This window comes from Ruminococcoides bili, from assembly GCF_040093295.1.
GTDB lineage: Bacteria > Bacillota > Clostridia > Oscillospirales > Acutalibacteraceae > Ruminococcoides > Ruminococcoides intestinale_A.
In genome coordinates this window covers 1-23,223 of the sequence record NZ_JBBNJY010000003.1, presented here as the reverse complement: position 1 = coordinate 23,223, position 23,223 = coordinate 1, and the positions used below count along the sequence as shown (strand labels likewise).

At 36.9% G+C, this 23,223-nt stretch carries 25 protein-coding genes and 4 pseudogenes; 18 read left to right on the top strand and 11 right to left on the bottom strand.

The genetic code is table 11. The annotated features are described in order from the left end of the window. Nucleotides 1-47: 47 nt before the first annotated feature. From AAAY30_RS01490 to AAAY30_RS01475, 4 genes and pseudogenes are all read right to left on the bottom strand, one after another. A pseudogene (locus tag AAAY30_RS01490) lies at nt 48-540 on the bottom strand (histidine kinase); the annotation flags it as partial. Nucleotides 541-580: 40 nt separating this feature from the next. Continuing rightward, nucleotides 581-1,492, bottom strand: coding sequence for a magnesium transporter CorA family protein (locus tag AAAY30_RS01485; RefSeq protein ID WP_022234639.1), 912 nt, complete (start codon nt 1,490-1,492; stop codon nt 581-583). A 60-nt stretch (nt 1,493-1,552) separates the two neighbouring features. Next, nucleotides 1,553-2,071, bottom strand: coding sequence for a type 2 periplasmic-binding domain-containing protein (locus AAAY30_RS01480; protein WP_252559589.1), 519 nt, complete (start codon nt 2,069-2,071; stop codon nt 1,553-1,555). 22 nt (nt 2,072-2,093) lie between these two features. After that, a pseudogene (locus AAAY30_RS01475) lies at nt 2,094-2,674 on the bottom strand (potassium channel family protein). An 89-nt stretch (nt 2,675-2,763) separates the two neighbouring features. Between AAAY30_RS01475 and AAAY30_RS01470 the strand changes: the two are divergent. Both AAAY30_RS01470 and AAAY30_RS01465 read left to right on the top strand, forming a co-directional pair. After that, entirely contained in the window at nt 2,764-2,961 is a 198-nt protein-coding gene (locus AAAY30_RS01470) for a hypothetical protein (RefSeq protein ID WP_005358002.1), read from the top strand. Nucleotides 2,962-3,030: 69 nt separating this feature from the next. Beyond that, nucleotides 3,031-4,539 carry a recombinase family protein gene (locus AAAY30_RS01465; protein WP_337781980.1) on the top strand — a complete coding sequence of 503 codons (1,509 nt, stop codon included), beginning with the start codon at nt 3,031-3,033 and terminating at the stop codon, nt 4,537-4,539. 158 nt (nt 4,540-4,697) lie between these two features. On the opposite strand, the gene AAAY30_RS01460 is transcribed toward AAAY30_RS01465, so the two are convergent. Beyond that, nucleotides 4,698-5,279, bottom strand: a complete 582-nt coding sequence (locus AAAY30_RS01460; RefSeq protein WP_294664152.1) for a manganese catalase family protein — start codon at nt 5,277-5,279, stop codon at nt 4,698-4,700. After that, complete coding sequence (locus tag AAAY30_RS01455; protein ID WP_443711559.1) at nt 5,257-6,696, bottom strand: recombinase family protein; 1,440 nt, start codon at nt 6,694-6,696, stop codon at nt 5,257-5,259. Before AAAY30_RS01455 ends, AAAY30_RS01460 begins: the two co-directional genes overlap by 23 nt. Nucleotides 6,697-6,890: 194 nt before the next feature. Here AAAY30_RS01455 and AAAY30_RS01450 point away from each other — a divergent pair, with 194 nt between their 5' ends. Beyond that, a complete protein-coding gene (locus tag AAAY30_RS01450) occupies nt 6,891-7,085 on the top strand; it encodes a hypothetical protein (RefSeq protein WP_337781978.1) in 195 nt (64 codons plus the stop codon). An 81-nt stretch (nt 7,086-7,166) separates the two neighbouring features. Here AAAY30_RS01450 and AAAY30_RS01445 read toward each other — a convergent pair whose 3' ends face one another. Further along, complete coding sequence (locus AAAY30_RS01445; protein WP_337781977.1) at nt 7,167-7,733, bottom strand: HAD-IB family phosphatase; 567 nt, start codon at nt 7,731-7,733, stop codon at nt 7,167-7,169. 176 nt (nt 7,734-7,909) lie between these two features. On the opposite strand from AAAY30_RS01445, the gene AAAY30_RS01440 reads away from it, so the two are divergent. From AAAY30_RS01440 to AAAY30_RS01400, 9 genes are all read left to right on the top strand, one after another. After that, a complete protein-coding gene (locus AAAY30_RS01440) occupies nt 7,910-8,800 on the top strand; it encodes a DUF5685 family protein (RefSeq protein ID WP_294657114.1) in 891 nt (296 codons plus the stop codon). Beyond that, a complete protein-coding gene (locus AAAY30_RS01435; protein ID WP_303248388.1) occupies nt 8,793-9,410 on the top strand; it encodes a J domain-containing protein in 618 nt (205 codons plus the stop codon). Before AAAY30_RS01440 ends, AAAY30_RS01435 begins: the two co-directional genes overlap by 8 nt. 1 nt (nt 9,411) lies before the next feature. Then, complete coding sequence (locus AAAY30_RS01430) at nt 9,412-9,978, top strand: hypothetical protein (protein WP_294668145.1); 567 nt, start codon at nt 9,412-9,414, stop codon at nt 9,976-9,978. Nucleotides 9,979-9,993: 15 nt separating this feature from the next. Continuing rightward, nucleotides 9,994-12,093, top strand: a complete 2,100-nt coding sequence (locus AAAY30_RS01425; RefSeq protein ID WP_337781976.1) for an SH3 domain-containing protein — start codon at nt 9,994-9,996, stop codon at nt 12,091-12,093. A gap of 43 nt (nt 12,094-12,136) precedes the next feature. Then, nucleotides 12,137-12,937 (top strand): pyrroline-5-carboxylate reductase, encoded by an 801-nt coding sequence (proC, locus tag AAAY30_RS01420; RefSeq protein ID WP_337781975.1) that lies wholly within the window; start codon nt 12,137-12,139, stop codon nt 12,935-12,937. A gap of 79 nt (nt 12,938-13,016) precedes the next feature. Then, nucleotides 13,017-13,691 carry a stage II sporulation protein M gene (locus tag AAAY30_RS01415; RefSeq protein WP_186934935.1) on the top strand — a complete coding sequence of 225 codons (675 nt, stop codon included), beginning with the start codon at nt 13,017-13,019 and terminating at the stop codon, nt 13,689-13,691. A gap of 17 nt (nt 13,692-13,708) precedes the next feature. Beyond that, nucleotides 13,709-14,716: a DUF624 domain-containing protein gene (locus AAAY30_RS01410; RefSeq protein WP_337781974.1), complete on the top strand. Its 1,008-nt coding sequence runs from the start codon at nt 13,709-13,711 to the stop codon at nt 14,714-14,716. Next, the gene (locus AAAY30_RS01405) at nt 14,697-15,350 is read left to right on the top strand and encodes a hypothetical protein (RefSeq protein ID WP_252559599.1); all 654 of its coding nucleotides are present in this window, start codon (nt 14,697-14,699) and stop codon (nt 15,348-15,350) included. Before AAAY30_RS01410 ends, AAAY30_RS01405 begins: the two co-directional genes overlap by 20 nt. Further along, entirely contained in the window at nt 15,350-15,835 is a 486-nt protein-coding gene (locus tag AAAY30_RS01400; RefSeq protein WP_303248385.1) for a lipocalin family protein, read from the top strand. The genes AAAY30_RS01405 and AAAY30_RS01400 overlap by 1 nt, the downstream gene beginning before the upstream one ends. A gap of 67 nt (nt 15,836-15,902) precedes the next feature. Here AAAY30_RS01400 and AAAY30_RS01395 read toward each other — a convergent pair. The 3 genes and pseudogenes from AAAY30_RS01395 to AAAY30_RS01385 form a co-directional block, all read right to left on the bottom strand. Continuing rightward, nucleotides 15,903-15,995, bottom strand: a pseudogene (locus tag AAAY30_RS01395) (manganese catalase family protein); the annotation flags it as partial. Then, nucleotides 15,995-16,249, bottom strand: a complete 255-nt coding sequence (locus AAAY30_RS01390; RefSeq protein WP_186934931.1) for a spore coat protein CotJB — start codon at nt 16,247-16,249, stop codon at nt 15,995-15,997. The pseudogene AAAY30_RS01395 and the gene AAAY30_RS01390, both read right to left, overlap by 1 nt. Continuing rightward, entirely contained in the window at nt 16,242-16,445 is a 204-nt protein-coding gene (locus AAAY30_RS01385) for a spore coat associated protein CotJA (protein ID WP_302199057.1), read from the bottom strand. Before AAAY30_RS01385 ends, AAAY30_RS01390 begins: the two co-directional genes overlap by 8 nt. Nucleotides 16,446-16,612: 167 nt before the next feature. Between AAAY30_RS01385 and AAAY30_RS01380 the strand changes: the two genes are divergently transcribed. The 4 genes from AAAY30_RS01380 (at nt 16,613) to scfB (ending at nt 20,241) form a co-directional block, all read left to right on the top strand. Next, nucleotides 16,613-17,149, top strand: a complete 537-nt coding sequence (locus tag AAAY30_RS01380) for a histidine phosphatase family protein (RefSeq protein ID WP_295053541.1) — start codon at nt 16,613-16,615, stop codon at nt 17,147-17,149. A gap of 19 nt (nt 17,150-17,168) precedes the next feature. Further along, nucleotides 17,169-18,515 carry an MATE family efflux transporter gene (locus AAAY30_RS01375; RefSeq protein WP_499215594.1) on the top strand — a complete coding sequence of 449 codons (1,347 nt, stop codon included), beginning with the start codon at nt 17,169-17,171 and terminating at the stop codon, nt 18,513-18,515. A 100-nt stretch (nt 18,516-18,615) separates the two neighbouring features. Then, a complete protein-coding gene (gene scfA / locus AAAY30_RS01370) occupies nt 18,616-18,768 on the top strand; it encodes a six-cysteine ranthipeptide SCIFF (RefSeq protein WP_022234662.1) in 153 nt (50 codons plus the stop codon). Nucleotides 18,769-18,867: 99 nt separating this feature from the next. Continuing rightward, nucleotides 18,868-20,241 (top strand): thioether cross-link-forming SCIFF peptide maturase, encoded by a 1,374-nt coding sequence (gene scfB, locus AAAY30_RS01365; RefSeq protein ID WP_295025265.1) that lies wholly within the window; start codon nt 18,868-18,870, stop codon nt 20,239-20,241. A 44-nt stretch (nt 20,242-20,285) separates the two neighbouring features. On the opposite strand, the pseudogene AAAY30_RS01360 reads toward scfB, so the two are convergent. Next, nucleotides 20,286-20,432, bottom strand: a pseudogene (locus AAAY30_RS01360) (helix-turn-helix transcriptional regulator); the annotation flags it as partial. A 208-nt stretch (nt 20,433-20,640) separates the two neighbouring features. Between AAAY30_RS01360 and AAAY30_RS01355 the strand changes: the two are divergent. Both AAAY30_RS01355 and AAAY30_RS01350 read left to right on the top strand, forming a co-directional pair. Continuing rightward, nucleotides 20,641-21,837 (top strand): AIPR family protein, encoded by a 1,197-nt coding sequence (locus AAAY30_RS01355; protein ID WP_301954381.1) that lies wholly within the window; start codon nt 20,641-20,643, stop codon nt 21,835-21,837. 105 nt (nt 21,838-21,942) lie between these two features. Further along, entirely contained in the window at nt 21,943-23,049 is a 1,107-nt protein-coding gene (locus tag AAAY30_RS01350) for an SLC13 family permease (protein WP_499215595.1), read from the top strand. Nucleotides 23,050-23,223: the final 174 nt, after the last annotated feature.

Here is a 23,223-nt window from a genome sequence, read left to right as displayed (position 1 = left end):
TATCGCTTGTTTTTGCATTTGGTGAGAAAACATATGTAAAATACGATTACGGAAACGCTTAAAATTTCTGTAACCATAAGCATTACGCTTGTTCTGTAAGCCGCCTTTACCGTAGTATAAACATCTATTCCCGCATTAAGCAGTTCTTCAATATCCTGATAACGCTTTGTATGCCGACAAACGGGGGGCATTGGTATGGGCAAGCTCATCCACAAGAATTAACTGTGGATGTCTGGCAAGTGCAGCGTCCAGATTAAATTCTGAAAGAGTAATTCCGTTATATTCCGAAACAAGATTCGGAAGACATTCCAATCCGTTTACAAGTGCAGAGGTCTGAAGACGGGCATGAGGTTCAATATATCCGGCAACGACATCAATACCATGCCTCTTTACCGAATGAGCTGCTTTCAGCATAGCATAGGTTTTGCCGACTCCTGCGGCATAGCCAAAAAAGATTTTCAAATGTCCTCTGTTTAGGTTCTGTTTCTCCTTTTCAATTTCTTTTAGAAAATGTTCTGGACTTTGCCTTATTTCATCCATATAAACACCCATGTAAGTCTCATATTTCAAGTTGGAAAAATTAAAAGAATTTCTTCTTTTTGAAGTAGATGATTTCTCCTATTGCGATAATAAGAGAAACAATAATCACCGACAGATAACCGTATCGCCACTTCAGCTCCGGCATATAAGCAAAGTTCATTCCATACCATCCTGTAATTAAAGTAAGAGGCAGGAAAAAGGTGGTGACGATTGTGAGAATCCCCATAATCTTATTTTGCCGCGCATCCTGCATAGATTGATAAAGCTCACGAAGTTGAAGCATATTTTCACGAAGCAACTTTACATGGTTTTGCAATCTCTCGGCACGATGGGTAAATTTATCCCAGTCCTGCGTATCGTTTGCAAATGGAGAACACGCGCGGGATTGAAACAACTCTCCGATATCTGTCAGTTGTTCATAGTAAGCATTTAATTCGGACAGCTTTTGCCTGTGTTTTGTGAGCAGAGGGAAAAAGTCTGTCGAACCGCCGGAGCCGATATTTTCTTCCATTTTTTCTGTTTCTGACTCGATGTGAGAAAGATAGAGAATATCATCCTCTATCATTTGCTCCATAAACTGCAAAAGAAGCTGAGCCGGACTGTTCAGCTCCTGAAACATACTTATCCGTTTTTCTACAAATAATTTCAAATTGCCTACATCTTCCACAAATAAGAGCGACTGTCCCGTCAAATAAAAGCTGAAGGAAAGCTGCGGTGAACGCTGTTCACTTTTTTGAGGCAGGCGTAATGTTCCGATGATGCAGTTTTTGAAAACCTCTGCCTTACAATAACGAATTGATCCAAGACAGTGAAGAAGTTCTTTATAATACGGTAGTTGTTCTTTACATTTGTGAAATTCCGCCGTACTCATAAATGTAAAAAACGGCTTTTTATCGCCGCAGTTTTGGGCGGCTTGCAGACTCCCGTCTTTTGAATTTATAAAGTATTGCATTACAACTCCCCCTTTCTACTTTTTATTATATCACATATATCACAAGTATAAAAGTATTTTCTACTTTACATATTCCGCATTGATCACCGCTTGATTTGAAAAGAGAAAATCAGAGAAGCTATTTGCAAAGGCATTATTTGAAGCCTTTTTCCATATCACAGCGGTCTGAATTACGGAAGAATCCGGAGGTTCTATCGTACATCCTGCTTTCTCACAGATAATACTATTTTGCTTTGTAGAAATGATAAGACAGCGGTATGTATCGTCATTTGCAGAAGCATTGTTTTCAATAAAGCCAAAGTCAATGCGATTTTTGTTTAGCTTATCATATATATCCTCTGTATTTCCAAACAGGAAATGAAGCTGACAATTCGGCTTTCCTTTTGAAAACTTTTCAAATAGCGGTATCAGCGAATCCAAGATCATAGGATTATCAAACGCAATAAAAAGGCTGTTTTCTGCAATTTCTTCGTCAATTAAGTGGTGGTTATTTGCTAAAAAATCGTCAAGCTTTTTCATTATAAAGTAACCGAACACAATAATGACAGCCACTGCGCACACTAACAATAATTCTTTCATGCTTTCCGTCTTCTTTCGGAATTTATATGTGAAAACACTTTTGTATGTTTTTGGTATCACCCAGCACCCAAATAGTGTCACCCGGTATAAAGCTTGTTTCAGGCGCAAAATTTAGATTCATTTTACCGTCGCGTTTAATCGCCATAATATTGATACCGTGCTTTTTACGCACATCTGCTTCAATAACGGTTTTTCCGATCCATTTTTCGGGTACGGCAATTTCAAAAATTGCATGATCGCTGTCCAACTCTATGTAATCGAGGATATGGTCGGCAGTATAGCGGATAGCCGTCCAATCCGCAAGCTGCCTTTCGGGATATACGATTTCATCCGCACCGTTTCGCAGAAGGAATTTTGCGTGTACTTCCCGTGCCGCACGGGAAACTATCTTTTTGGCATCCAATTCCTTTAATAGAGATGTCGTTTCAAGCGAGCTTTGAAAATCGTCCCCGATTGCAACGATGCAAACATCAAAATTATTTACGCCCAAAGACTCCAAAAACTCCTCATTTGTTGCATCACCTATTTGCGCGTTCATAACAAAGGGCAATACCGCATTTACTCTTTTTCGTTTTTGTCTACAGCCATAACCTGATGCCGCATCTCGTGCAGAAGACTTTGTTATGAAAGCTTGCGAGCATTACCGCCGCTATCTGATTCGACAGCGTGACCGAGAACGATGAGGTGAGCCTATGAAGAAATATACAAGGATTGATTATACCAAGGTAGAGTTACCCGAAGAACTGCTCACTTCTTTTGCAAAGGCATTAGCGCCAGAGATTAGGAAGTTCTATGATAGTGACGAGGGCAAAGCTTACTTTGAAAAATGGCTTACCAAACACCCTGAATATGATGAACGGACACCTGATGCAACTGCATCGGGCGTCTGAGTTTTCGCACATTCGACAGCAAATAAAGGAGGATTATAATTATGTATAGAAAGAATTGGAGGCTCACAGATGAATGTTGTAATATACGCTCGGTTTTCCAGCCATAGTCAAACCGAGCAATCTATTAAAGGACAGTTAAAGGTCTGTTATGAATATGCCGAGTCGCACAATTACACAGTAGTCGGTGAATATATCGACCGAGCACAAAGCGGTAAATTTGATAACCGTGCCGAATTTCAAAGGATGATTGCAGACAGCGATAAACACACCTTTGATGGGATACTTGTGTATCAGCTTGACCGTTTTGCCCGTAACCGTTATGACAGTGCGATTTATAAGGCAAAATTAAAGAAAAACGGCGTCAGAGTTTTATCTGCAAAAGAGAATATCACCGATGACGCTTCAGGTATCCTTATCGAAGGCGTTCTTGAAAGTATGGCGGAATATTACTCGGTGGAACTTGCGCAGAAGATACACCGGGGAATGTCTATCAATGGCGAAAAATGCTTATCAAACGGCAGCAATCCGGGACTTGGGTTTAAGGTCAGCAAAGCAGACCGCACCTTTTATGTTGACGAGGAAGAAGCGGCTATTGTCCGTGAAATATTTGAACGATATGCAAGTTGTGAAACCAAAGCGGAAATTGCAAAGGATTTGCAGCGGAGAAAGGTTAAAACTTCTATCGGCAACGAATTCACATATAACAGCCTTAGCCGCCTTCTCAAAAACAAACGCTATATCGGCATATATTTATACAAAGGAGTTGAAACACCCGGCGGAATGCCACGCATCTTGGATGACGACTTATTTTATCGGGTCCAATCGCTTATGTATAAAAACAAATCAGCACCCGCTCGAACAAGGGGCGAAAACGAATATCTCCTAACTACGAAACTTTTCTGCGGCCATTGTAAAGAAATGATGATAGGCTACGGCGGCACGGGTAAAACCGGCAAGCAGTATCACTATTATATGTGCAAAAAGGCACGCAAAAAGAAATGCGATAATAAGATTATCGGCAAGCAATATATCGAGGACCGTGTTGTCAGCGAATGCCTAAAAATGCTTACTTATGATAAAATCCGATATATTGCAAAGCGTGTTGCAGAGGAATGTAACAAGAGTCCCGACAATATATCGGTGCGTGAAATCAAGAAAGCCATTAAGGAAGTCGATGCTGCCATTGAAAACCTTTGGAAAGGTATTGAACAAGGACAATCGGTTGATATGCTGACTGAGCGTCTGCATAAACGACAAGCAGAAAAAGAGGAATTGGAAACTCAGCTTGCTATTGAGAACAACAAGAAAATCTGCCTATCCGAAGCGCAGATTTTAGCCTTTCTTGATTATGTGTGCGAAATGCCGCTTGATGATTTTAATAAGCGCAGAGCGATTATCAATATATTCGTTCAATCCATCTACTTGTATGACGATCATTTCACCCTAATTATCAACGCAAGTAAGAAGCCTTTGAGCATCGACAATATCCCGCTTGATGATATTGAGGAAGCTTTTGAGGGCGAAAATACCGAAACGGAGGGGTGTTCATCCTTGATGACACCCGCTCCACCATTATAGTCACGACTGCATATGCAGTCGTGACTTTTTTAGTATATGATTATTCAAATATTTATGCGTTTTTTATAGCAAAACAAGAATCATTTATGAAGTATAAAACAACACAATATAAATTATGCAACCGTACACAAAATTTTATGGGATGCCTTTATTTTGCGTTATTTCTTTTTCATACAGTTTTTAAAACATTTTTTATCAAATGACGGGTTGAATGCGTAGAAATTCTTTTCGTCAAGTTTGTCGGTCATAAGTCTCAGATTTTCACCGAAGCGTTGATAGTGTACTACTTCACGCTCACGCAAAAATCTTATTGCGTCTTTTACATCGTAATCATCGCAAAATCTTAAGATATTATCATAGGTTGATCGCGCTTTTTGTTCGGCCGCCATATTTTCGTGGAGATCTGTAATTGGATCGCCTTTTACCTGCATAGATGCGGCTGTAAAAGGTGAACCTCCTGCCGATTGCGGATATACGCCTGTTGTATGGTCAACAAAGTAATCTTCAAAGCCTTGCTTTTTGATTTCATCTTCCGTGAGGTCTTTTGTAAGCTGATATACAATTGCACCTATCATTTCAAGGTGATTTAATTCCTCGGTACCGATGTCGGTTAAGGTGGCTTTTAATTCCGGCAGCGGCATTGTAAATCTCTGACTTAAATATCTGAGTGATGCGCCGAGTTCTCCGTCAGGTCCACCGTACTCCGAAAAGTGATAATCAGATATAAAGAAATATATCAACCGAAGAAGTTGAGCGGTTAAAGACTACGCAATCTACAAAGCCTTTTAGTATTTCATTCTTTTCTTTTTCGCTTATTGCAGGGCTTTTTAGAGTTGCTAAAAAGTTTTTCTTTTCTTTTACATTTTCTTTTCTTGGTTTAGTTTTTTCTTGTTTTAATTGAACTTGACGGGAAGATAGGTTTTTTATTTTATCTTCTACAGACTTTTTGTATTCTTTTACTTCTTCAACAGTGTAGATTCCTTCAAGATATGCGCTCTTTATCCGTTGTATTTTTTGATTTTCTTTTTTGATTAAGTTAGTGTAATCAATGCAGTCAGCAACAGTTTGAGATAAAGACTTGACCGAAAGTTTAAAATCTTTGTTTTTAAAAACCTGTTCAAGTCCGAGTATTACAAGATTATTAATATTGGTAAGGCTGATGTAATGTGACTGTTTACATATTGATTTTGAGTATTTAATGCATTGCAGTCCTTTGTTTGAATATGCTAATGCAGAGCCGCAGTTGCTACATTTTATTAAACCGTGCAACATATATTCTTGTTTAATATTATTGTGTATGCCTTTTCTTTGTTTACGACCGTTAGCTTCTATCAAATTTTGAACTTTATAAAAAATTTCATCGCTGACAATAGATTTATGTACTCCTTGAGTGTACACAATATCTTTGTTGTTTGAATATCTGTAATCAGTTTTTCCGTTTTGATTCCAACGGATTTTTCCTATATAAACGGGATTTTTCAGGATATAATCTATTGTTCTGTTTTCAAAAGGATTTCCTCTTGTAGTTTTGACACCGATTTCGTTTAGTTCGGATGCAATTTGTATGCTGCTCTTTCCGTCTATATAATCGGTAAAGATTTTACGAACAATTGCTGCTTTTTCTTCGTTGATAACATATTGTTTATCGATTATATCATAACCGAAAGAGGGAATAGTCACCGGCTGACCTCGTTTGACTTTTTCGGACATTCCTCGCAGCACTTCCCCGGAAAGGCGGATTGAATAATATTCGTCCATCCATTCTATGATACGCTCAATAAGTGAGGAAAACGGATTTTCTTCATCAAGAGTTTCGGAACAGCTTATTACCGAAACATCATTCTTTTTAAGCATAGATTTATATACAATGCTTTCTTCTTGATTCCGTGCAAATCGACTGAACTTCCACACAAGTATTGCACTAAACGGTGCAGGCTTTTGCTTTGCAAGCCCTATCATCTCGATAAATTGCGGCCGTTTTTTGACATATTTGCCTGACAATCCGTCTTCTCGAAATATGTACTCTGACGGGATATTGTAACCGTTTTGTTTTGCGTATTCTTTTATTATACGCAGTTGACTGTCAGGAGAAAGCTCGGTTTGTCGGTCTGTAGATACTCTGATATATGCCGCAGCGGTTTTAAGTTCTTTTTCCATAATAATCACTTTCTATCGCTTAATCTAAGTGAATTTGCTATAAGTCATAATATGTTTCAGAGATAAAAATGTGTTGATTTTTGCTATATATGTTGCTTGGCATCTGTTAATTGATTTTGCAGAGCACATAATATATATGTAGGAATAGAATAAAGTTAAGGGGTGGTTATAAATTGTCAAAGAGGCAAAGTTTTATGGTTAGAATACATTTACCGATTAACGGGAAATATTATTTGTGGTATGAAGTTGACGAAGAGAGAAATGTAAAATGGTATTTGCCTCGTGACGAGGCAGAGACACAAGAGGCTGTACAGAAAATGCTTGAAAATGTCGGAAAACATATGAGTAATTTTTACTCAAACAATTCAGAGTACATTAAAAATCTGTAAATATTGATATTTCAAAAAAATCAGGTCAATCTTTTATCGGATTGACCTGATTTAATATAATAGAATTTTGTATAAACAGTTTTATTTAGAAAAATCCCAATCAAGGAGTCGGTTACCTTTTACGATAAATGCCTTTTCGGAAATTTTAGCAAGTGGAGTGTCACTGTAGCTGTCGGAATAAAATTCGTGAATTTTTATGTCACCAAACATTTCTCTGTATCGCCTTACTTTTTCTTCACCGTGGCAGTTTATACCGCTGTATTTGCCTGTATGTTCGTCAACGACAGATGCCATAAGATAATTTATTTTGAGAGTTTTGCATATTGGTGCAAGTAAAAATTCTGGGGAGGCGGATATTATTACATCATCTTTTTGCTGTTGATTTTTATAAAACGGTTTGATTTTGTCAATATTAATATTCCAAAAGTCGGTTATGTCTTTTTGTATGTCGCAGTATTTTAAAAATTTATACATTTTTTCTTTAAACTGCGTTTTTGTGCCGATTTTAAAAACATAGAATTTAAGAAAAGCACCGATAAGTGAGGGGGCAAGCAATAAAATTTTTTTATGCCTTTTTAGAGAAAAAATATAGAAATTGGCGGTTGAGTCGCCGTCATATATTGTTTTATCAAAGTCATATACATTCATAAATAAACCTCTTAGTAAATTATTAGCTTTATAAATACTTATATTCTATAATTAATTATAGATTTTTGCAATACCCTTGTTCACCTAATAATCACTTATTTTCGGCATACTTACTGTTGCTTTTTACCCTGAAATATAGTATAGTATAATGTGAGTAATAATATAGGAGTAATACAGTGTTCGGTTATTTACAGATTGAAAAAGAGGAACTTCTTGTAAAAGAGTTTGAAACATATAAGGCTGTTTACTGCGGACTTTGCAAGCAAATGGGTAAAGATTATTCTTTTTTAACTCGTCTTACATTGAGCTATGACTGTACTTTTTACGCAATGCTTTTGATGTCATTACATTCTTCGTGCGGCGGTTTTAAGAAAGGCAGATGTACCTGCAATCCTCTTAAAAGATGTAATTTTGCTTACAGCAAAAATGACGATTACCAAAAGGCTGCGGCTTTTTCAATTATTACCGTTTACTACAAACTTATTGATGATATAAATGACAGCGGATTTTTTAAATCTCTGTTTTCGAGAATGATTAAGCCGTTTTTCTCACATCAGAGAAAGAAAGCTAAAAAGCGTTATCCGTGGATTGACGAATATGTGGCTGAAATGATGGAAAGACAGGCTGTTATTGAACAGGATAAAAGCTCTTCCGTTGATATTTCGGCAGACCCGACAGCTCAAATGCTCGGAAAAATCCTTGCAAAAGACGGTAATGACGAAACCGAGAGCCGAGTTTTATACGAATACGGATATAATATAGGCAGATGGATTTATCTTATGGATGCGGCAGACGATATAGAAAAAGACGCTAAGTCATTAAGTTTTAACCCTTTTATACAAGAGGACGGTTCAAGTTTAGACAACAATATTATTTCGCTCACTCTTAATCAGTGCCTTGCAAGGGCATATGATGCGTATAATTTACTTGATATAAACGGTTTTAAGGGGATACTTGACAATATGATGCTTAGAGGATTCCCGAAAATTCAGAATAAAATTACAGATAAAACCCAAAAGGACTCGGACAAATCTTTTGAGTCGCAGAAAGGAAGTAAAGATGAATAATCCTTATGAGGTTCTTGGCGTATCTGAAAATGCCAGCGATGAAGAAATTAAAGCAGCGTACAGAAAGCTTGCCAAAAAATATCATCCCGACAATTATGCGGACAGTCCGCTTGCAGATGTTGCCGAACAAAAAATGAAGGAAATCAATGAGGCTTACGATACAATAAATCAATTAAGGCAAAAGGGCAGAGGCTCGGGTTCAACTTCAAATGCAGCCGGCGGATATTCTCACCAATCCACAAGATTTCACGGTGTAAGAATTTATATTCAGCGCAATATGATTAACGAGGCCGAACAGATTCTTGATAATACAGAGCAACAGTACCGTGACGCAGAATGGCATTACCTTAAAGGTATGTGTGCATATCGCAAGGGTTGGGCAAATCAGGCTTATTCTTACTTTACACAGGCTGTAAATATGGACCCTAACAATCAGGAGTACCGTGCGGCTCTTAATAATATGAATAATCAGAGGGCTTATAATTACGGCGGCTACACTCAAGGTACACCAAATACAGGTGACGGTGCTATGTGTGATTACTGCACCACATGTCTTTGTGTAAACTGTCTTACAAACTGCCTTTGCAACTGTTGCAGAATGGGCTGTTAATATGAAAAAGTCATCTTCAAGTCCGTTAAAAACAACCTTTAAAGTTACAATTTCGGGTGTGTTGTCGGCACTTTCGCTTGTCTTTATGATGCTCACATCATTAGTGCCGCTCGGTACTTTTGCCTTTCCTTGTATGGCAGGAATTGTGCTTATGGTGATTGTAGTCGAAGCAGGTCATAAGTGGGCGTGGGGCGCATTTATATGTGTTTCACTGCTTTCGCTTTTCCTTGCGGGTGACAAGGAAGCTGTTGTATATTACATTATGTTTTTCGGTTATTATCCGATAATTAAAGGTGCAATAGAGGGAAAAATAAAAACAAGAGCCGTACAGCTTGTGCTTAAATATGCGGTATTCAATGCAGCGGTAATAGGAGCATTTTTTATAGCGGCTTTTTTACTTGCCGTGCCTGCTGAGGAATACACTATAGGCGGAATGTATGTACCGTGGATTTTCTTGCTTGCAGGAAATATATTCTTTACAATTTATGACTTGGCGGCAACAAAACTCGTTACATATTATATAGTTGTACTCAGAAACAAGCTTATAAAACCAAAATACAGAAAATGACAGAGGGGTAGTATCATGAGAAAAGTAAGCGCAAAAAAATTAATAGTCCCGATTCTTGCGGCCGTATTGCTGCTTTTTTCACTTCCCGTAAATGCGGCTGAACTTTCACAGACAGAGCAGGCTGTGAGCGCAAGTGTGACGGCAGGAGCGTCAGGTTATGTAAATGGTGACGGAGTAAATCTTCGTTCGGGAGCGGGTACAAGCTACAGTGTTGTGACTGTTATGGGATACAAAACAGAATTTACCTTTGACGACGGAACTCTGTACAACGGCGAGTGGTACAAAATCACTCTTTCGGACGGTACAAAGGGATATATTTACTATGAATATGCTACCGCAAAAGAGGTTACAGATACTCTCGGAACGGGTTACATAAATGCAAGTGATGTAAATATGAGATCGGGTGCGGGTACAGATTATTCTGTTATTACTACTCTTGATTACGGTACAAAAATTACCGCCGTTTCAAAAAGCGGTAATTGGTATTACATTGAACTTAGCAGCGGTACAAGGGGATATGTTTATGCGGATTATGTAACGCTTAATGCCGATGAACCGCAAAAGTCGGGACTTTCAAAGACAAGTCTTAGTATGTACAAAGGAAACTACAGCACTTTGTATGTAAACGGTGCAAAAGGTAATGTAAACTTTGCTTCATCAAATTCTAATATTGTATCTGTAACTTCGGACGGACTTTTATATGCAAAAGCTGCGGGTTCGGCAGTTATTACCGCAAGATATGACGGAATATCAGAGAGTTGCTATGTAACGGTTACAAGCGGAAGTTATGTAGGTATTTCCGATTCTGCGGTTCATATAAATAAAGATAAATCTGTTTTTCTTACCACAGATTCATATGTAGATTGGAAAACTTCAAATTCAAATGTAGCTACAGTCAGCGACGGTGTTGTATATGCCAAGAGCGAGGGTACTGCCGTAATTTCGGCAGAAACAAGCTATGGTGCAGGTACCTGTATTGTAACTGTAGAAAAAACTGCGCCTGTTCGTTTCGTATATGCCACACCTAATTCGGCGCCTCTTAACAGCCTTGTTACTTTGAATGCTATAACCGATAATACAAAGCGTGGTTTGTATTTTACGATATCCAATGAAAAAGAAAGCTATACGCTTCACGCCGATTCAATAAAGAAAGACGGCGACAATATTATTTGGTCTGCAAAAACTGTGCTTGATACTTCGGGTACATGGAACTATACAGCGTATTCGCTCGCAGAGGACGAAAACTATTACAGAACTGTCGAAGATGATGCAGAGGGCGAAGTTTTTGTTACAACTTCAACCGATACTACAACTGCGGTTCTCGGTGAACGCCGTGCAAGCGATGAAATAATCTCTCTTATCGCAAATTATGAGGGATTTTTGCCTACGGTAACACCTGACTATATTACGGGTGACGCAACATTAGGTTATGGCAAGGTTGTGTGGTCCGGCGAACAATTTTACAATAATCTTTCAAAAACCGAGGCATATGCTTATCTTTGCCAAACCGTAAACAGTGGCGGATATACTTCTCGAGTTAATAAGTTTATGATTTCAAATAATGTAAAGTGTAACCAACAGCAGTTCGATGCACTTGTGTGCTTTACATATAATGTAGGAGCATATGCGCTTGACAATGACAGCGATTTGTCGGACACTTTACTTAATACAGCATATCAGCCTGCATTAAAACCGTCTGCAAATGCTCAAGGCTATGTAAGCGGTGACGGCGTAAATTTGAGAAGCGGAGCGTCAACATCTTATTCTGTTGTATCCGTTATGTCTTACGGTACAACCTTTACTTTCGTTGACGGCAGTCTTTATAATGATAATTGGTATAAAATTAAATTGAGTGACGGCACGGTGGGATATATTTATTCCGACTATGCCTCTGTAATGTCAGCAAGCAGAAGTCTTGATAATGTAAGTCAGTCTGCGTATGCTAAGAATTTCTTTGCATATCACCATGCGGCAGGCGATTGCTATGAGGGACTTTTATACAGAAGAGTTGATGAGGCTGAAATATTCTTTTACGGTGATTACATAAGGGACGGTTACGAAAACAAGTACGGTTTCAGTTATACTTGCGCCCGTAACCCGAGCTTTGGATTGTGATAAATATTTAATTGGTATTACTTATTTGAAAGGGAGTATTATAATGAAGAAAATCGGTTTTATTGGTGCAGGAAATATGGCAACTGCAATTATCGGCAGTCTTATGGGACAGAATGACGGCAAGGCTGATTTTATTAATGTTTTTGACCTAGACAAGGAAAAATGCGATATTATGAGCAAAAAAGGCATTAATATTAAAAAATCCGCCGCTGATGTTATGCTTGAAAGCGACATTACCGTTCTCGCTGTTAAGCCGCAGAATTATCCCGAAGTGCTTGAGGCATTAAAGTCACAGGTAACAGATGACAAAGTTTTTGTTTCAATTGCGGCAGGTATTTCTATTGCATATGTGCAGAATCTTCTTGATTGTAAATGCCCTGTAGTAAGAGTTATGCCGAATACTCCGCTTTTGCTCGGGAAGGGTGCGTCTGCACTTTGCCCGTCAGATAATATCTCCGAAGAAGACAAACAGATTGTTTATAATATGTTTGCGGGCAGCGGTGTTTGTGAATATATTGCAGAAGAGCATATGAACGAGATTATATCTGTAAACGGAAGCAGCCCGGCATATATTTATCTCTTTGCAAAAGCAATGGCAGATTATGCTCAAGAGTGCGGCGTTGATTATGACAAGGCAATGAATCTTATTTGTGCAACTCTTGAGGGTTCGGCTAAAATGCTTAAAGAGAGCGGCGACAGTGTTGATACACTCATTGAAAAAGTAAGTTCAAAGGGCGGTACTACCATTGCTGCTCTTGATGCAATGAAAGACCTCGGCTTTTATGATGCCGTTAAAAAAGGTATGGCTGCCTGCACAAAGAGGGCAGAAGAGCTCGGTAAGTAATTACATTAATAGATAATTAGCATACAAGCAAAATATTCCGCATATTTTTATTAAGGATAATTATATGGAGGAATGTTTTGTGAAAGGCTTTATATTTTCGATAAAAGAAAAAACAGATTTAATCAGAACAGGCAGGTTTTCTCTGACAACACAAGATATAAAATATTACATAAAGAGATACGGAATTTATATATTGTTTATTTCGATGTTGATTGTCGGACTTGCCTGCGGAACTGTATATGCAATGTCTGCCGACAAGGAAATGCTTGCTTCTCTTGATTTTTTGTTTTTTACAAATCTTGACGCACGGCTTTCACAAAATGTAATTAACACATTTTGTGCCTGCTTTGCATCTGATTTTATATTTTTGTTCGCAGTATTTTTACTCGGATTAACCCCTTGGGGAATCCCCGTACTGCCTTTTATTGTGTTTTTAAAGGGCTTCGGTACGGGAATTACTGCCGGATATTTGTTTTCGGTTCATTCGTTAAAAGGTATAGTTTTCTATCTTTTTGTACTGTTGCCCGGAACATTTTTATTTTGTCTGGCACTTATTTTATTTTCTTCCGCCGCTTTTACCGCATCGGGAAATATGTTTTGGCAGATTATAGCGGATAAAAAAATGGGCGGATCTTCGCACAGGTATATATCGGACTTTCTTTCAAGGGGAGTGAGTTGCCTTATACTCGCTTTTCTTTCTGCCGTGCTTGACGCTGCATTATGGGGAGTTTTTGCGGGGAATTTTAATTTTTAACCTATGGAGGTCGAACAATGGCAGGGAAAAAAGCAAAGTTCGCTTTGACTGATTTTTTCAACAACCTATTTAATAATTTCGGTAAAATAGTTTTTACAAACCTATTGTTTGCCGTACCGCTTGCGGTGTTGGTTACGGCTTTTTATTTTCTTGACAGTGCATTAAAACTTAACGGATATTTTATTCTTATGCTTTCGATTATTCCGCTTTCACCTTTTTTTGCAGGCGTAACCCTTGTTACCACAAGACTTGCAAGAGGAAAAGAAAATGTGGATGTTTTCAAAACATTTATTGAGGGCATAAAAAACAATTGGAAAAGATTTTTAATTCACGGTGTAATTACATACTTTGCGGTTATATTCAGTTATTTTTCAATAAGGCTGTACAGCGCATTAATTTCACAGCCGAATGCAGACTCGTTTTTCCTTGTAATGCTTTATGTTTGCCTGATAATTTCAATTATTATTGCAGTTGCATTTCTTTTTATTTTCTTTTATGTACCGTCAATGACAGTTACATTTGATTTGTCACTTAAAAATATTTATAAAAACAGTGCGCTTATGTCATTCGGTGAGTTAAAGCATAATATTATTGCAACATTCGGTCTTTTTATAATTGTGCTTTTTTGCGCTACAATTCTTATTTTTGTAGGCAATACAGACAGCAGTATTGCGCTTATAATTACAACCGCAATTCTTATGTTTGTACTTGTGCCTGCGCTTGCTTCTTATGTTATAAATGCCTCGGTTTATCCCGGAATGTATAACCTTATGACAGAAAAAGAAAAACGCTCTAAAAAAATTGATAAGAAAATGGACAACAGAAGAAAAGGTCAGTTTATTGACGAGGAAGATGAGGAAAACAATATAGCCGAGGAATTTCTTGACCTTGATGTCGAAGAGAATAAAGACGGCGATGAATATATTTTCTATAACGGAAAAATGGTTAAGCGAAGTGTAATTATTAAGATGAAAAAAGAAAGAGAGAAAGCAGAGGGGAAATCTGATGAAAGCAAAACACGCTGAAAAACGACCTAAAATAACAATAAGTCTGTGGCTTTTTATTGCTATAATTGCGTTTTTGGTGCTTTTGATTATCGGTATTACTTTTTATTCGGTACAGCGAGAACTTAATTCCGATAATAAAAACAATAACACAACGATTGCTGCAACAGAACAGATGACGGCAGCAGAAACCACACAGGCTGTTACAGAAGAAACAACCGAGCAGTCGATACAGAAAACTACAGAGGAAAGCACTGAAAAGGAAGAAGCTGCTGTTGAGCCGACCACACAGGCAATTGTAGTAAGCGGTGCAGAGAGTGCGGACAAAAATCTGAATTTTGACGCAGAGATGTATCCGTATAAGGCTTTTGACAATGTAGGCAAGCGTGATGCGTCTGTAAAAGAAGTTTTCGGCTCGGTATATGGCGGAGAGGGAATTACCTTTGATAAAAACGGACTCTTTTCCGATAATATAACCCAGTCGGAGTATAACTATGGTGCATATACCGTAACTGACGGCGTAATTAATATGACATACTCAAATGACAAAAATAAATCTGCGGAAATTATCTCGTACAAAGGCAATGTTCCAAGCGAAATAAAGATTGATTATGTCGGATATGATGTTTATTTTAAAATTGGAAGTGCAAATTAATGAGCAAAACCAAAAAGAATAAAAAAAGAAACAAAGTAAATCATACAGAAAATAAATTTAACCGTAAAAAGGCAATTACAGTCACTGTTGTTCTACTTGTAATTGTCGTAGCGGTAGTAGCTTTGATTTTTACAATGCATAATAAAGCTAATGATATTGTCGGTACAGATTGGGTATCATCGAGTGCTGTAAATGCAAGCGGCGATGAAGTGGAAATGGCAGAGGTTTATAATACAAGCTATACTTCGTATCAAGGCTCGCTTTCATTTAAGGATGACGGTACTTTTTCGCTTTGGCTCACACCCGGCACATCAGAGGACGGTACGCACTCCGGAAAGTATACTGTAAACGGCGATACAATTACCGCCGCTTTTGATGACGGAGAAACTACAACAAGTTTTTATATTCACCGTAACGGTGATAAAATTGAATCAATTTCATTGAATTATGAAGATTACGAAGTTTATTTCACTTTAAATAATTAATATCAAAGCAACAGGCTGTCGCGCTTTTATAGCGGACAGCCTGTTTTTTATATGTTTTGGAGTATGCACCACCGTACTGCGTAATAATGATTTTAGCAAGTTTTGCATTGGTTTGTTTGATGTTTACGGGATACTGCAATTTTTTTTCATATACAAACATTACAAATCCTCCTCGTTATCCCACGGCCAAGGATTTTTAACCCACTGCCATTTATTAGCTGTATTTGCCTCTTTGCGTAAAGGTCCGTATTTTTCTTCGTATTCTTCAATCAAGGGCAAAAGTTTTTCTTTACATTCTTTTATCTGCGAGAGTACCTGTTGGTCGTATGGGTGAGTGTCAAGAAAAATCTGTAAATCAAGGATTGAGAATTGATATGTTGATATTTTCTTTAAAAGAATTTCTCTCTCAGTCATTTTTTACACCACCGCATTTATTACCGTAAAAAGGCTTGTTCAATTCCGGAAAAACTGTGCCTGCTTCAAGCGCCTGAACAGGGGAGTAGGTTTTTGGATTACTTTCCTGAAACGGAACATATGCCATTGCCGGAGGTGTTTTTTCAGGAAATTTTGATGTTGCGTATCTTGAAATTACTGTATTGATAATGTCCACATAAATTTCTCCTTTCCGAGCTTGTTTACTCAATAACATATTATGCACTTGTATAAAATTAGTACCAAACTGCTTTTACGGGAATACTTTTTATGGCAAAAACTTGAATTGTCAGTGAAATTTTGATAAAGTATATAGGGAAGTTTTGTGTACGAAAGGATGATTTTATGAGCTGTGTTTATTTTGTAAGACACGGTGAAACCGTATGGAATGTTGAAAATAAAATTTGCGGTTCTACGGATATTGACTTAACGCAAAAGGGTCATGAACAGGCTATAGAAACAGGTAAAAAGATTTTAAACGATAACATAAATGCAGATAAAATCCTTTATTCTCCGCTTATCAGAGCTAAAAAAACGGCAATGCATATTTCAGAAATAACAGGTATTCCTGCTATTGAAGAGCCAAGACTTACAGAACAGAATTTCGGAAAATTTGAGGGAACTCCACGAAACGGTGATGAGTTCAGAATTGCCAAAGGTGAGTTTGTTTGCAGATATGACGGCGGCGAATCTATGTTGCACCTTGCGCAAAGAATTTATAATCTGCTTGATGATGTAAAAGCGAGCGGTGAAACCTGTATTCTTGTTGCGCACAACGGAATATCAAGGGTGATTAATTCATATTTCTATGAAATGACTAACACTGAATATGCAAATTTCGGAGTTAAGAACTGTGCTGTTTTAAAATATGAATTTGAATGATTTGTGGAGGCAAATTTAATTGGATAGGGTAAAGAAAAAAGAATTGGATTTCGGCAATGATAAAATATTCAGTATATTGTTAAGACTTGCACCGCCTGTTATGCTTGCCCAACTTATACAGGCATTGTACAATATAATAGACAGCTTTTTTATAGGTAATTATTCAGAATCGGGACTTACGGCGCTGTCAATAATTTATCCGATACAGTTGTTGATGATTGCGCTTGCGGTCGGTACGGGCGTTGGTATAAATACTCTCATGGCGCATTTTCTCGGTGTTGACAACAAGAAAAAAAGTGATGAAACCGCAGGCGTAGGAAATTTCCTTGCGTTTGCAATGTGGTTTGTTTTTGCTCTTATATGTTGGTTTATAATGCCGTTTTATGCACAAATATCGACAAATTCACAGGAAATTATAGATGAAGTAATTGTGTACGGCAGAATAGTTTGTGTATTTAGCTTTGGTTTGTTTTTTGAAAGCATTTGGACAAAAGTTATGCAGGCGACGGGAAATATGAAAATACCTATGATTGCTCAAATTGCGGGTGCTTTTGTTAATATTGCTCTTGACCCATTGTTAATTTTCGGAATCGGATTTTTCCCCGAATTGGGCATTGCCGGTGCAGCTATCGCTACAGTAGTAGGACAGATTGCGGCTGCTTTAATTGTAATGAAAAAAGGCTGCAAAAGATCGCCGAAAATATCCAAATACAAAGAATACATAAAGAGAATTTACCACTTAGGTTTTCCGAATATTCTTATGCAGTCTGCATACACATTGTATATATTCGGATTAAATCTAATATTAAAGGGATTTTCCGATCAGGCAGTCACCGCTTTGGGTTTATATTATAAATGGCAGACAATATTTTTTATTCCTCTCGGTGCAATGCAGACCTGCATTGTGCCTGTTATCAGCTTTAATTACAGTGCAGGAAATAGAGAAAGGTGCGGCAAAACTCTGAAAGATGCTGTCTTGCTCGGAATGGCGCTAATGCTAATCGGTGTGTTGTGCTTTGAAATAATGCCTGCCTCTCTTATGGGCACATTTTCAAAGGACAGCGAGGTAATCAGAATAGGCTCATATGCGTTAAGGATAATTGCCGTTTCTTTTATACCAATGGTTACATCACTGATTTTTCCTGTATTTTTTCAGGCAATCGGTTCGGCTTTTAAAAGTTCCGTACTTACAATTCTGAGAACAATTGTGCTTTTTGTACCGCTTGGTTGGGTGCTTGCACATTTTGGACTTGAAAGTTTTTGGTTTACATTCCCGATAACCGAAGTTATTACAACCGCAGTAGGTTTTATTATGTACAGTAAAAGCAGATTTGGCAGAAGGTTAAGTAACGGATATACGATATAATGCTTACAAATTATACAAATTGCCCTGTAATGTTATTGACAAATTTCGCATAATGTGGTATTATAATAAAAATATAATCTTACAAGGAGTATGATTTTCTATGAAAAGAATAAAGACTATTGAAACTCGTGACCTTAAGAAGAGCGTTAAAACAGGCGGTTGCGGTGAGTGTCAGACATCTTGTCAGTCAGCTTGCAAAACATCTTGCGGCGTTGCTAACCAGCAGTGTGAGAAGTGCCTCAGCGAGAAATAATTTAGCTGTGCAAATTTTGCATTAAAAAGGATTTTCAGCCGTTTCACCTTTTGGAGAACGGCTTTCCTTTTGTCTATAAAAAGGATTTGGAGAAAATATATGATACACCAGTATAAGTTAAACGGATATAACATAGTGCTTGATGTTTTCAGCGGCAGTGTTCACTGCGTAGATGACCTTGCGTATGATGTTATTGAAATGTACGAAAATTCCGATAAAGAAAATATAATCAAGGCTATGCTTGAAAAGTACAAAGATATCCCTGAAATTACAGCAGAAGAAATTTCGGATTGCTATGATGATGTTACAGAATTAAAGGATAACGGCAAGCTCTTTACTGCTGATAAATATGAGGACCTTGCATTTGATTTTAAAAAGAGAAACACTGTTATTAAGGCTTTGTGCCTGCATATTGCTCATACCTGTAATCTTAATTGCGAATACTGCTTTGCAAGTCAGGGTAAGTATCACGGTGACAGAGCTTTAATGAGTTTTGAAGTAGGCAAGAGAGCTATTGATTTTCTTATTGAAAATTCAGGCAGCAGAGTAAACCTTGAAGTTGACTTTTTCGGCGGCGAACCGCTTATGAATTTTGATGTAGTAAAGCAGATTGTCGCTTACGCAAGAAGTATTGAAAAGGAAAAGAACAAGAATTTCCGTTTTACTCTCACAACAAACGGTATGCTTGTTGATGATGATGTAATTGAATTTGCAAATAAAGAATGTCATAATGTTGTACTTAGCCTTGACGGCAGAAAAGAAGTACATGACCACCTTAGAAAAACCGTAAGCGGCAAGGGCAGTTACGATATTATTGTGCCAAAGTTCCAGGAATTTGTTAAAAAGCGTGGTAACAGAGGTTATTATGTGCGTGGTACTTATACACATAACAATACTGATTTTACAAATGATATTTTCCATATGGCAGACCTTGGCTTTACAGAGCTTTCAATGGAGCCTGTTGTTTGCTCACCGGAAGACCCGTATGCGCTTACATACGATGATTTACCTGTTCTTTTTGAGCAGTACGAGATACTTGCAAAGGAAATGCTTAAGCGTGAAAAAGAGGGCAGACCGCTTACTTTCTATCACTATATGATTGACCTTACGGGCGGACCTTGTATTTACAAGAGAATTTCGGGCTGCGGTTCGGGTACAGAGTATATGGCAGTTACACCGTGGGGTGAGTTATATCCTTGTCATCAGTTCGTAGGCGACCCTAAATATAGTCTTGGAAACATTTATGAAGGTGTTACAAATACTGCTATTCAGGACGAGTTTAAACTTTGCAATGCGTACGCAAGACCGAATTGTAAAGATTGTTGGGCAAAACTTTATTGCAGCGGCGGCTGTGCTGCAAACGCATACCACGCCACAGGCTCAATTACAGGCATTTATGAATATGGCTGTGAGCTGTTTAAAAAGCGTATGGAATGTGCAATTATGATGAAAGTTGCCGAAGCAGAGCTTTAATACAATAAATTCAGCGGTATGGGTTTTCTCATACCGCTTTTTAATTAAACTGGTAAATTAATAAACAATTCAGAAATATGACATCCAAATCCATTTGATATTTTTAAACACATATCAACGGTTACATTATATTCGCCTCTTTCTATTCTACCGTAATAGGCTCTACTAATTCCGCAAATTTCTGAAAATTCTTCTTGAGTATATCTCTTGAAATTCTAATCTTTTTTATTTCATTTCCTAAGTAATAATTTATTAAATTTTTATTTTTCATACTTACCTCAAAACGTCATATATAGCGTTGAATTGTGTGTGCTAATGTTATATTATTATATTGTTGATGATAGAGAGATCTATGTATCATTCATAAAATTTATATTTTAATTGAAAGGAAAATTAATTATGAGCACTGAATTGAATTTTAAAGTTGAAAGTTTTAGAAAGATTCCAAATCCATTTCAACACAAAGATTTGGTTAAAAAACCGGATGAATTTTATCCACAAATGTATTTTGCAATTTGCGATGTTAAGGATTTGCCAGACAATATACCTATGGCTACTAATCCAAGAGAACAAAAAATGGGTACATCAGTTGCAAAAAAAATTATGGAATCATTGCTAAAAACTTCGGAACCTGATTTTTATTTACTTAACAGAGGTTTAGTTATCTCCGCTAAAGATGTACATTATGATAATAATAGTGGTATGTTAAAAGTTATTTTTCAAGATTTAGATGTTCATGGTAATATTGATGGCGGTCATACTTATAAAGCTATTTTAAAAAAGCGTGAGCAAATAGACTACGGACAGCAGTTCGTAAAAATTGAATTATTAACTGGAGTTGAAGATATTTTTCAATCATTAGCTGCGGCAAGAAATACTTCAACACAAGTTCAAGATAAATCTATTGCTGAACTTGAAAATAGATTTAAATTTATAAAAGATGCTATTAGAAATGAACCTTTTAAAGATAATGTTTATTTTAGAGAAAATGATAAAGGTGATATAGATGTTGCCGATATTATCTCTATTCTCACACTGTTCAATATTTCTAAATATCCAGATCAAAATTCTTTTCCAATTGTATCTTATAATGGTAAGAAAAAATGTATAGATTATTATATTGATGACCATAAAAAATATGGCGAAACTGTTAAAAACCCTTATTATAGATTAAAAAATATCATGACAGATTTATTTAAGCTTTATGATATGATTGAAACTAAAATGGTTGATTATTACAAGCAAAAATACACATCTGGGCGCTACGGTTCTGTAAAAGGTGTAACATCAGCAAAAAGAGATACAAAGTTTAAATCAAAATTTTATAAAAAAGAAATGGATTATCAAACTCCAACAGGTTTTTTATATCCAATTCTTGGTTCTTTTAGAGCCTTGATTGTACAAGATGATAATGGGTATTATAAATGGGCTGCTAATCCATTTGATTTTCTTGATAGATTAGGAAGTGAATTAGTAGAAACTACAATTGAAAGAAGTAGAACACTTGGAAATAGTCCTCAAGCTGTTGGTAAAGATAGTGGTAATTGGAAAACCTTATACATTACTGTTGAATTGGAATTACGAAGATCATTGTAATTATATCAAATTTTTAATTTATTGTACAGTATATATACATATATATCTTGTTATGATTTAGGCGGTATGGGATTTCTCATACCGCTTTTTATGGTGATTTTACAAATGAACAGGATAATTGATTTTTTAAAGAAAGAAATTGTACTCAGCGTTTCGTTCGTGCTTGCGCTGAGTTCAATGTTCTTTGTGCCGCCGAGTGAAAAATATTTTGATTATATAGATTTCCGCACGCTTGGACTTTTGTTTTCTCTGATGACAGTAATGGTTGGGTTTAACAAAATGGGTGTATTCAAAGTGATTGCTGAATATCTGCTTAATAAAGTCAATACAATGCGAGGTGTTACGCTGTCGCTTGTACTGTTATGCTTTTTCAGTTCCATGATAATTACAAATGATGTTGCATTGATAACATTTGTGCCGTTTACAATAGTGCTGTTAAAACTTGCGGACAAGCAAAGCCGAGCGATATATGTTGTAACGCTTGAAACAATAGCCGCCAATCTTGGCAGTATGCTGACTCCGATAGGCAATCCGCAAAATTTGTACTTGTTTTCGGCTTATAATATGAATATATCTGATTTCTTTAAGACGATTTTGCCGTATGCCTTGATTTCTCTTGTTATGCTTGTATGTTGTTCACTATTTTCAGGTAAATCTCCAATTGTATATAATGAAAATAGGGAAGAATTAAATTTTGATAAAAGACTTATAGCAATGTATATTGCATTGTTTGCAATTGCTCTATTAAGTGTTTTTCGAGTATTAAACTATCTTATACTCCTTGCTGTTGTAATTGCTTTTGTACTTATATTTGACCGCAAGGTGCTTTTAAAGGTAGATTACAGTTTGCTGTTTACTTTCATATTTCTTTTTGTATTCATAGGTAATCTCGGTAATATAAGTCAAATTAACGGTTGGCTTTCGAGTGTAGTTAATGGCAATGAAGTGCCGGTTGGAGTGCTTGCAAGTCAGGTATTTTCAAATGTGCCTGCCACAATTTTACTTTCAGGTTTTACAAATAATGCTACAGATTTAATGATTGGTGTAAATATCGGAGGCCTTGGTACATTGATAGCATCAATGGCAAGTCTTATATCGTTTAAATTTATTCAGAAAGAAAATGTAAGTATCGCAAAATACTTTGGATTATTTACTTTATTTAATGTTTTGTTTTTGGCGGCAAATATAATATTATGGCTTGTGATTAAATGATTTTTGCGTTCTGTTTTTTATGTTTGATAACATTAAAAATTGTGGTTTAGCGGAGTGTCGGTCGGGCATTGAAATTTAGCTAACGCTAAACTATCCTCCCAAAAGCAAAAAAGTTTACTCAATTTTTTCAAAAATTGCGGGTATGGGCAGCGCCCATAAAAATCTTCCGATATA

Bases quoted from the DNA above. Each gene is read 5' to 3' on its own strand.
- AAAY30_RS01485 (WP_022234639.1), bottom strand. From the start codon at position 1,492: ATGCAATACTTTATAAATTCAAAAGACGGGAGTCTGCAAGCCGCCCAA.
- AAAY30_RS01480 (WP_252559589.1), bottom strand. From the start codon at position 2,071: ATGAAAGAATTATTGTTAGTGTGCGCAGTGGCTGTCATTATTGTGTTC.
- AAAY30_RS01470 (WP_005358002.1), top strand. From the start codon at position 2,764: ATGAAGAAATATACAAGGATTGATTATACCAAGGTAGAGTTACCCGAA.
- AAAY30_RS01465 (WP_337781980.1), top strand. From the start codon at position 3,031: ATGAATGTTGTAATATACGCTCGGTTTTCCAGCCATAGTCAAACCGAG.
- AAAY30_RS01455 (WP_443711559.1), bottom strand. From the start codon at position 6,696: ATGGAAAAAGAACTTAAAACCGCTGCGGCATATATCAGAGTATCTACA.
- AAAY30_RS01450 (WP_337781978.1), top strand. From the start codon at position 6,891: ATGGTTAGAATACATTTACCGATTAACGGGAAATATTATTTGTGGTAT.
- AAAY30_RS01445 (WP_337781977.1), bottom strand. From the start codon at position 7,733: ATGAATGTATATGACTTTGATAAAACAATATATGACGGCGACTCAACC.
- AAAY30_RS01435 (WP_303248388.1), top strand. From the start codon at position 8,793: ATGAATAATCCTTATGAGGTTCTTGGCGTATCTGAAAATGCCAGCGAT.
- AAAY30_RS01430 (WP_294668145.1), top strand. From the start codon at position 9,412: ATGAAAAAGTCATCTTCAAGTCCGTTAAAAACAACCTTTAAAGTTACA.
- AAAY30_RS01425 (WP_337781976.1), top strand. From the start codon at position 9,994: ATGAGAAAAGTAAGCGCAAAAAAATTAATAGTCCCGATTCTTGCGGCC.
- proC (WP_337781975.1), top strand. From the start codon at position 12,137: ATGAAGAAAATCGGTTTTATTGGTGCAGGAAATATGGCAACTGCAATT.
- AAAY30_RS01410 (WP_337781974.1), top strand. From the start codon at position 13,709: ATGGCAGGGAAAAAAGCAAAGTTCGCTTTGACTGATTTTTTCAACAAC.
- AAAY30_RS01405 (WP_252559599.1), top strand. From the start codon at position 14,697: ATGAAAGCAAAACACGCTGAAAAACGACCTAAAATAACAATAAGTCTG.
- AAAY30_RS01400 (WP_303248385.1), top strand. From the start codon at position 15,350: ATGAGCAAAACCAAAAAGAATAAAAAAAGAAACAAAGTAAATCATACA.
- AAAY30_RS01390 (WP_186934931.1), bottom strand. From the start codon at position 16,249: ATGACTGAGAGAGAAATTCTTTTAAAGAAAATATCAACATATCAATTC.
- AAAY30_RS01380 (WP_295053541.1), top strand. From the start codon at position 16,613: ATGAGCTGTGTTTATTTTGTAAGACACGGTGAAACCGTATGGAATGTT.
- scfA (WP_022234662.1), top strand. From the start codon at position 18,616: ATGAAAAGAATAAAGACTATTGAAACTCGTGACCTTAAGAAGAGCGTT.
- scfB (WP_295025265.1), top strand. From the start codon at position 18,868: ATGATACACCAGTATAAGTTAAACGGATATAACATAGTGCTTGATGTT.
- AAAY30_RS01355 (WP_301954381.1), top strand. From the start codon at position 20,641: ATGAGCACTGAATTGAATTTTAAAGTTGAAAGTTTTAGAAAGATTCCA.
- AAAY30_RS01350 (WP_499215595.1), top strand. From the start codon at position 21,943: ATGAACAGGATAATTGATTTTTTAAAGAAAGAAATTGTACTCAGCGTT.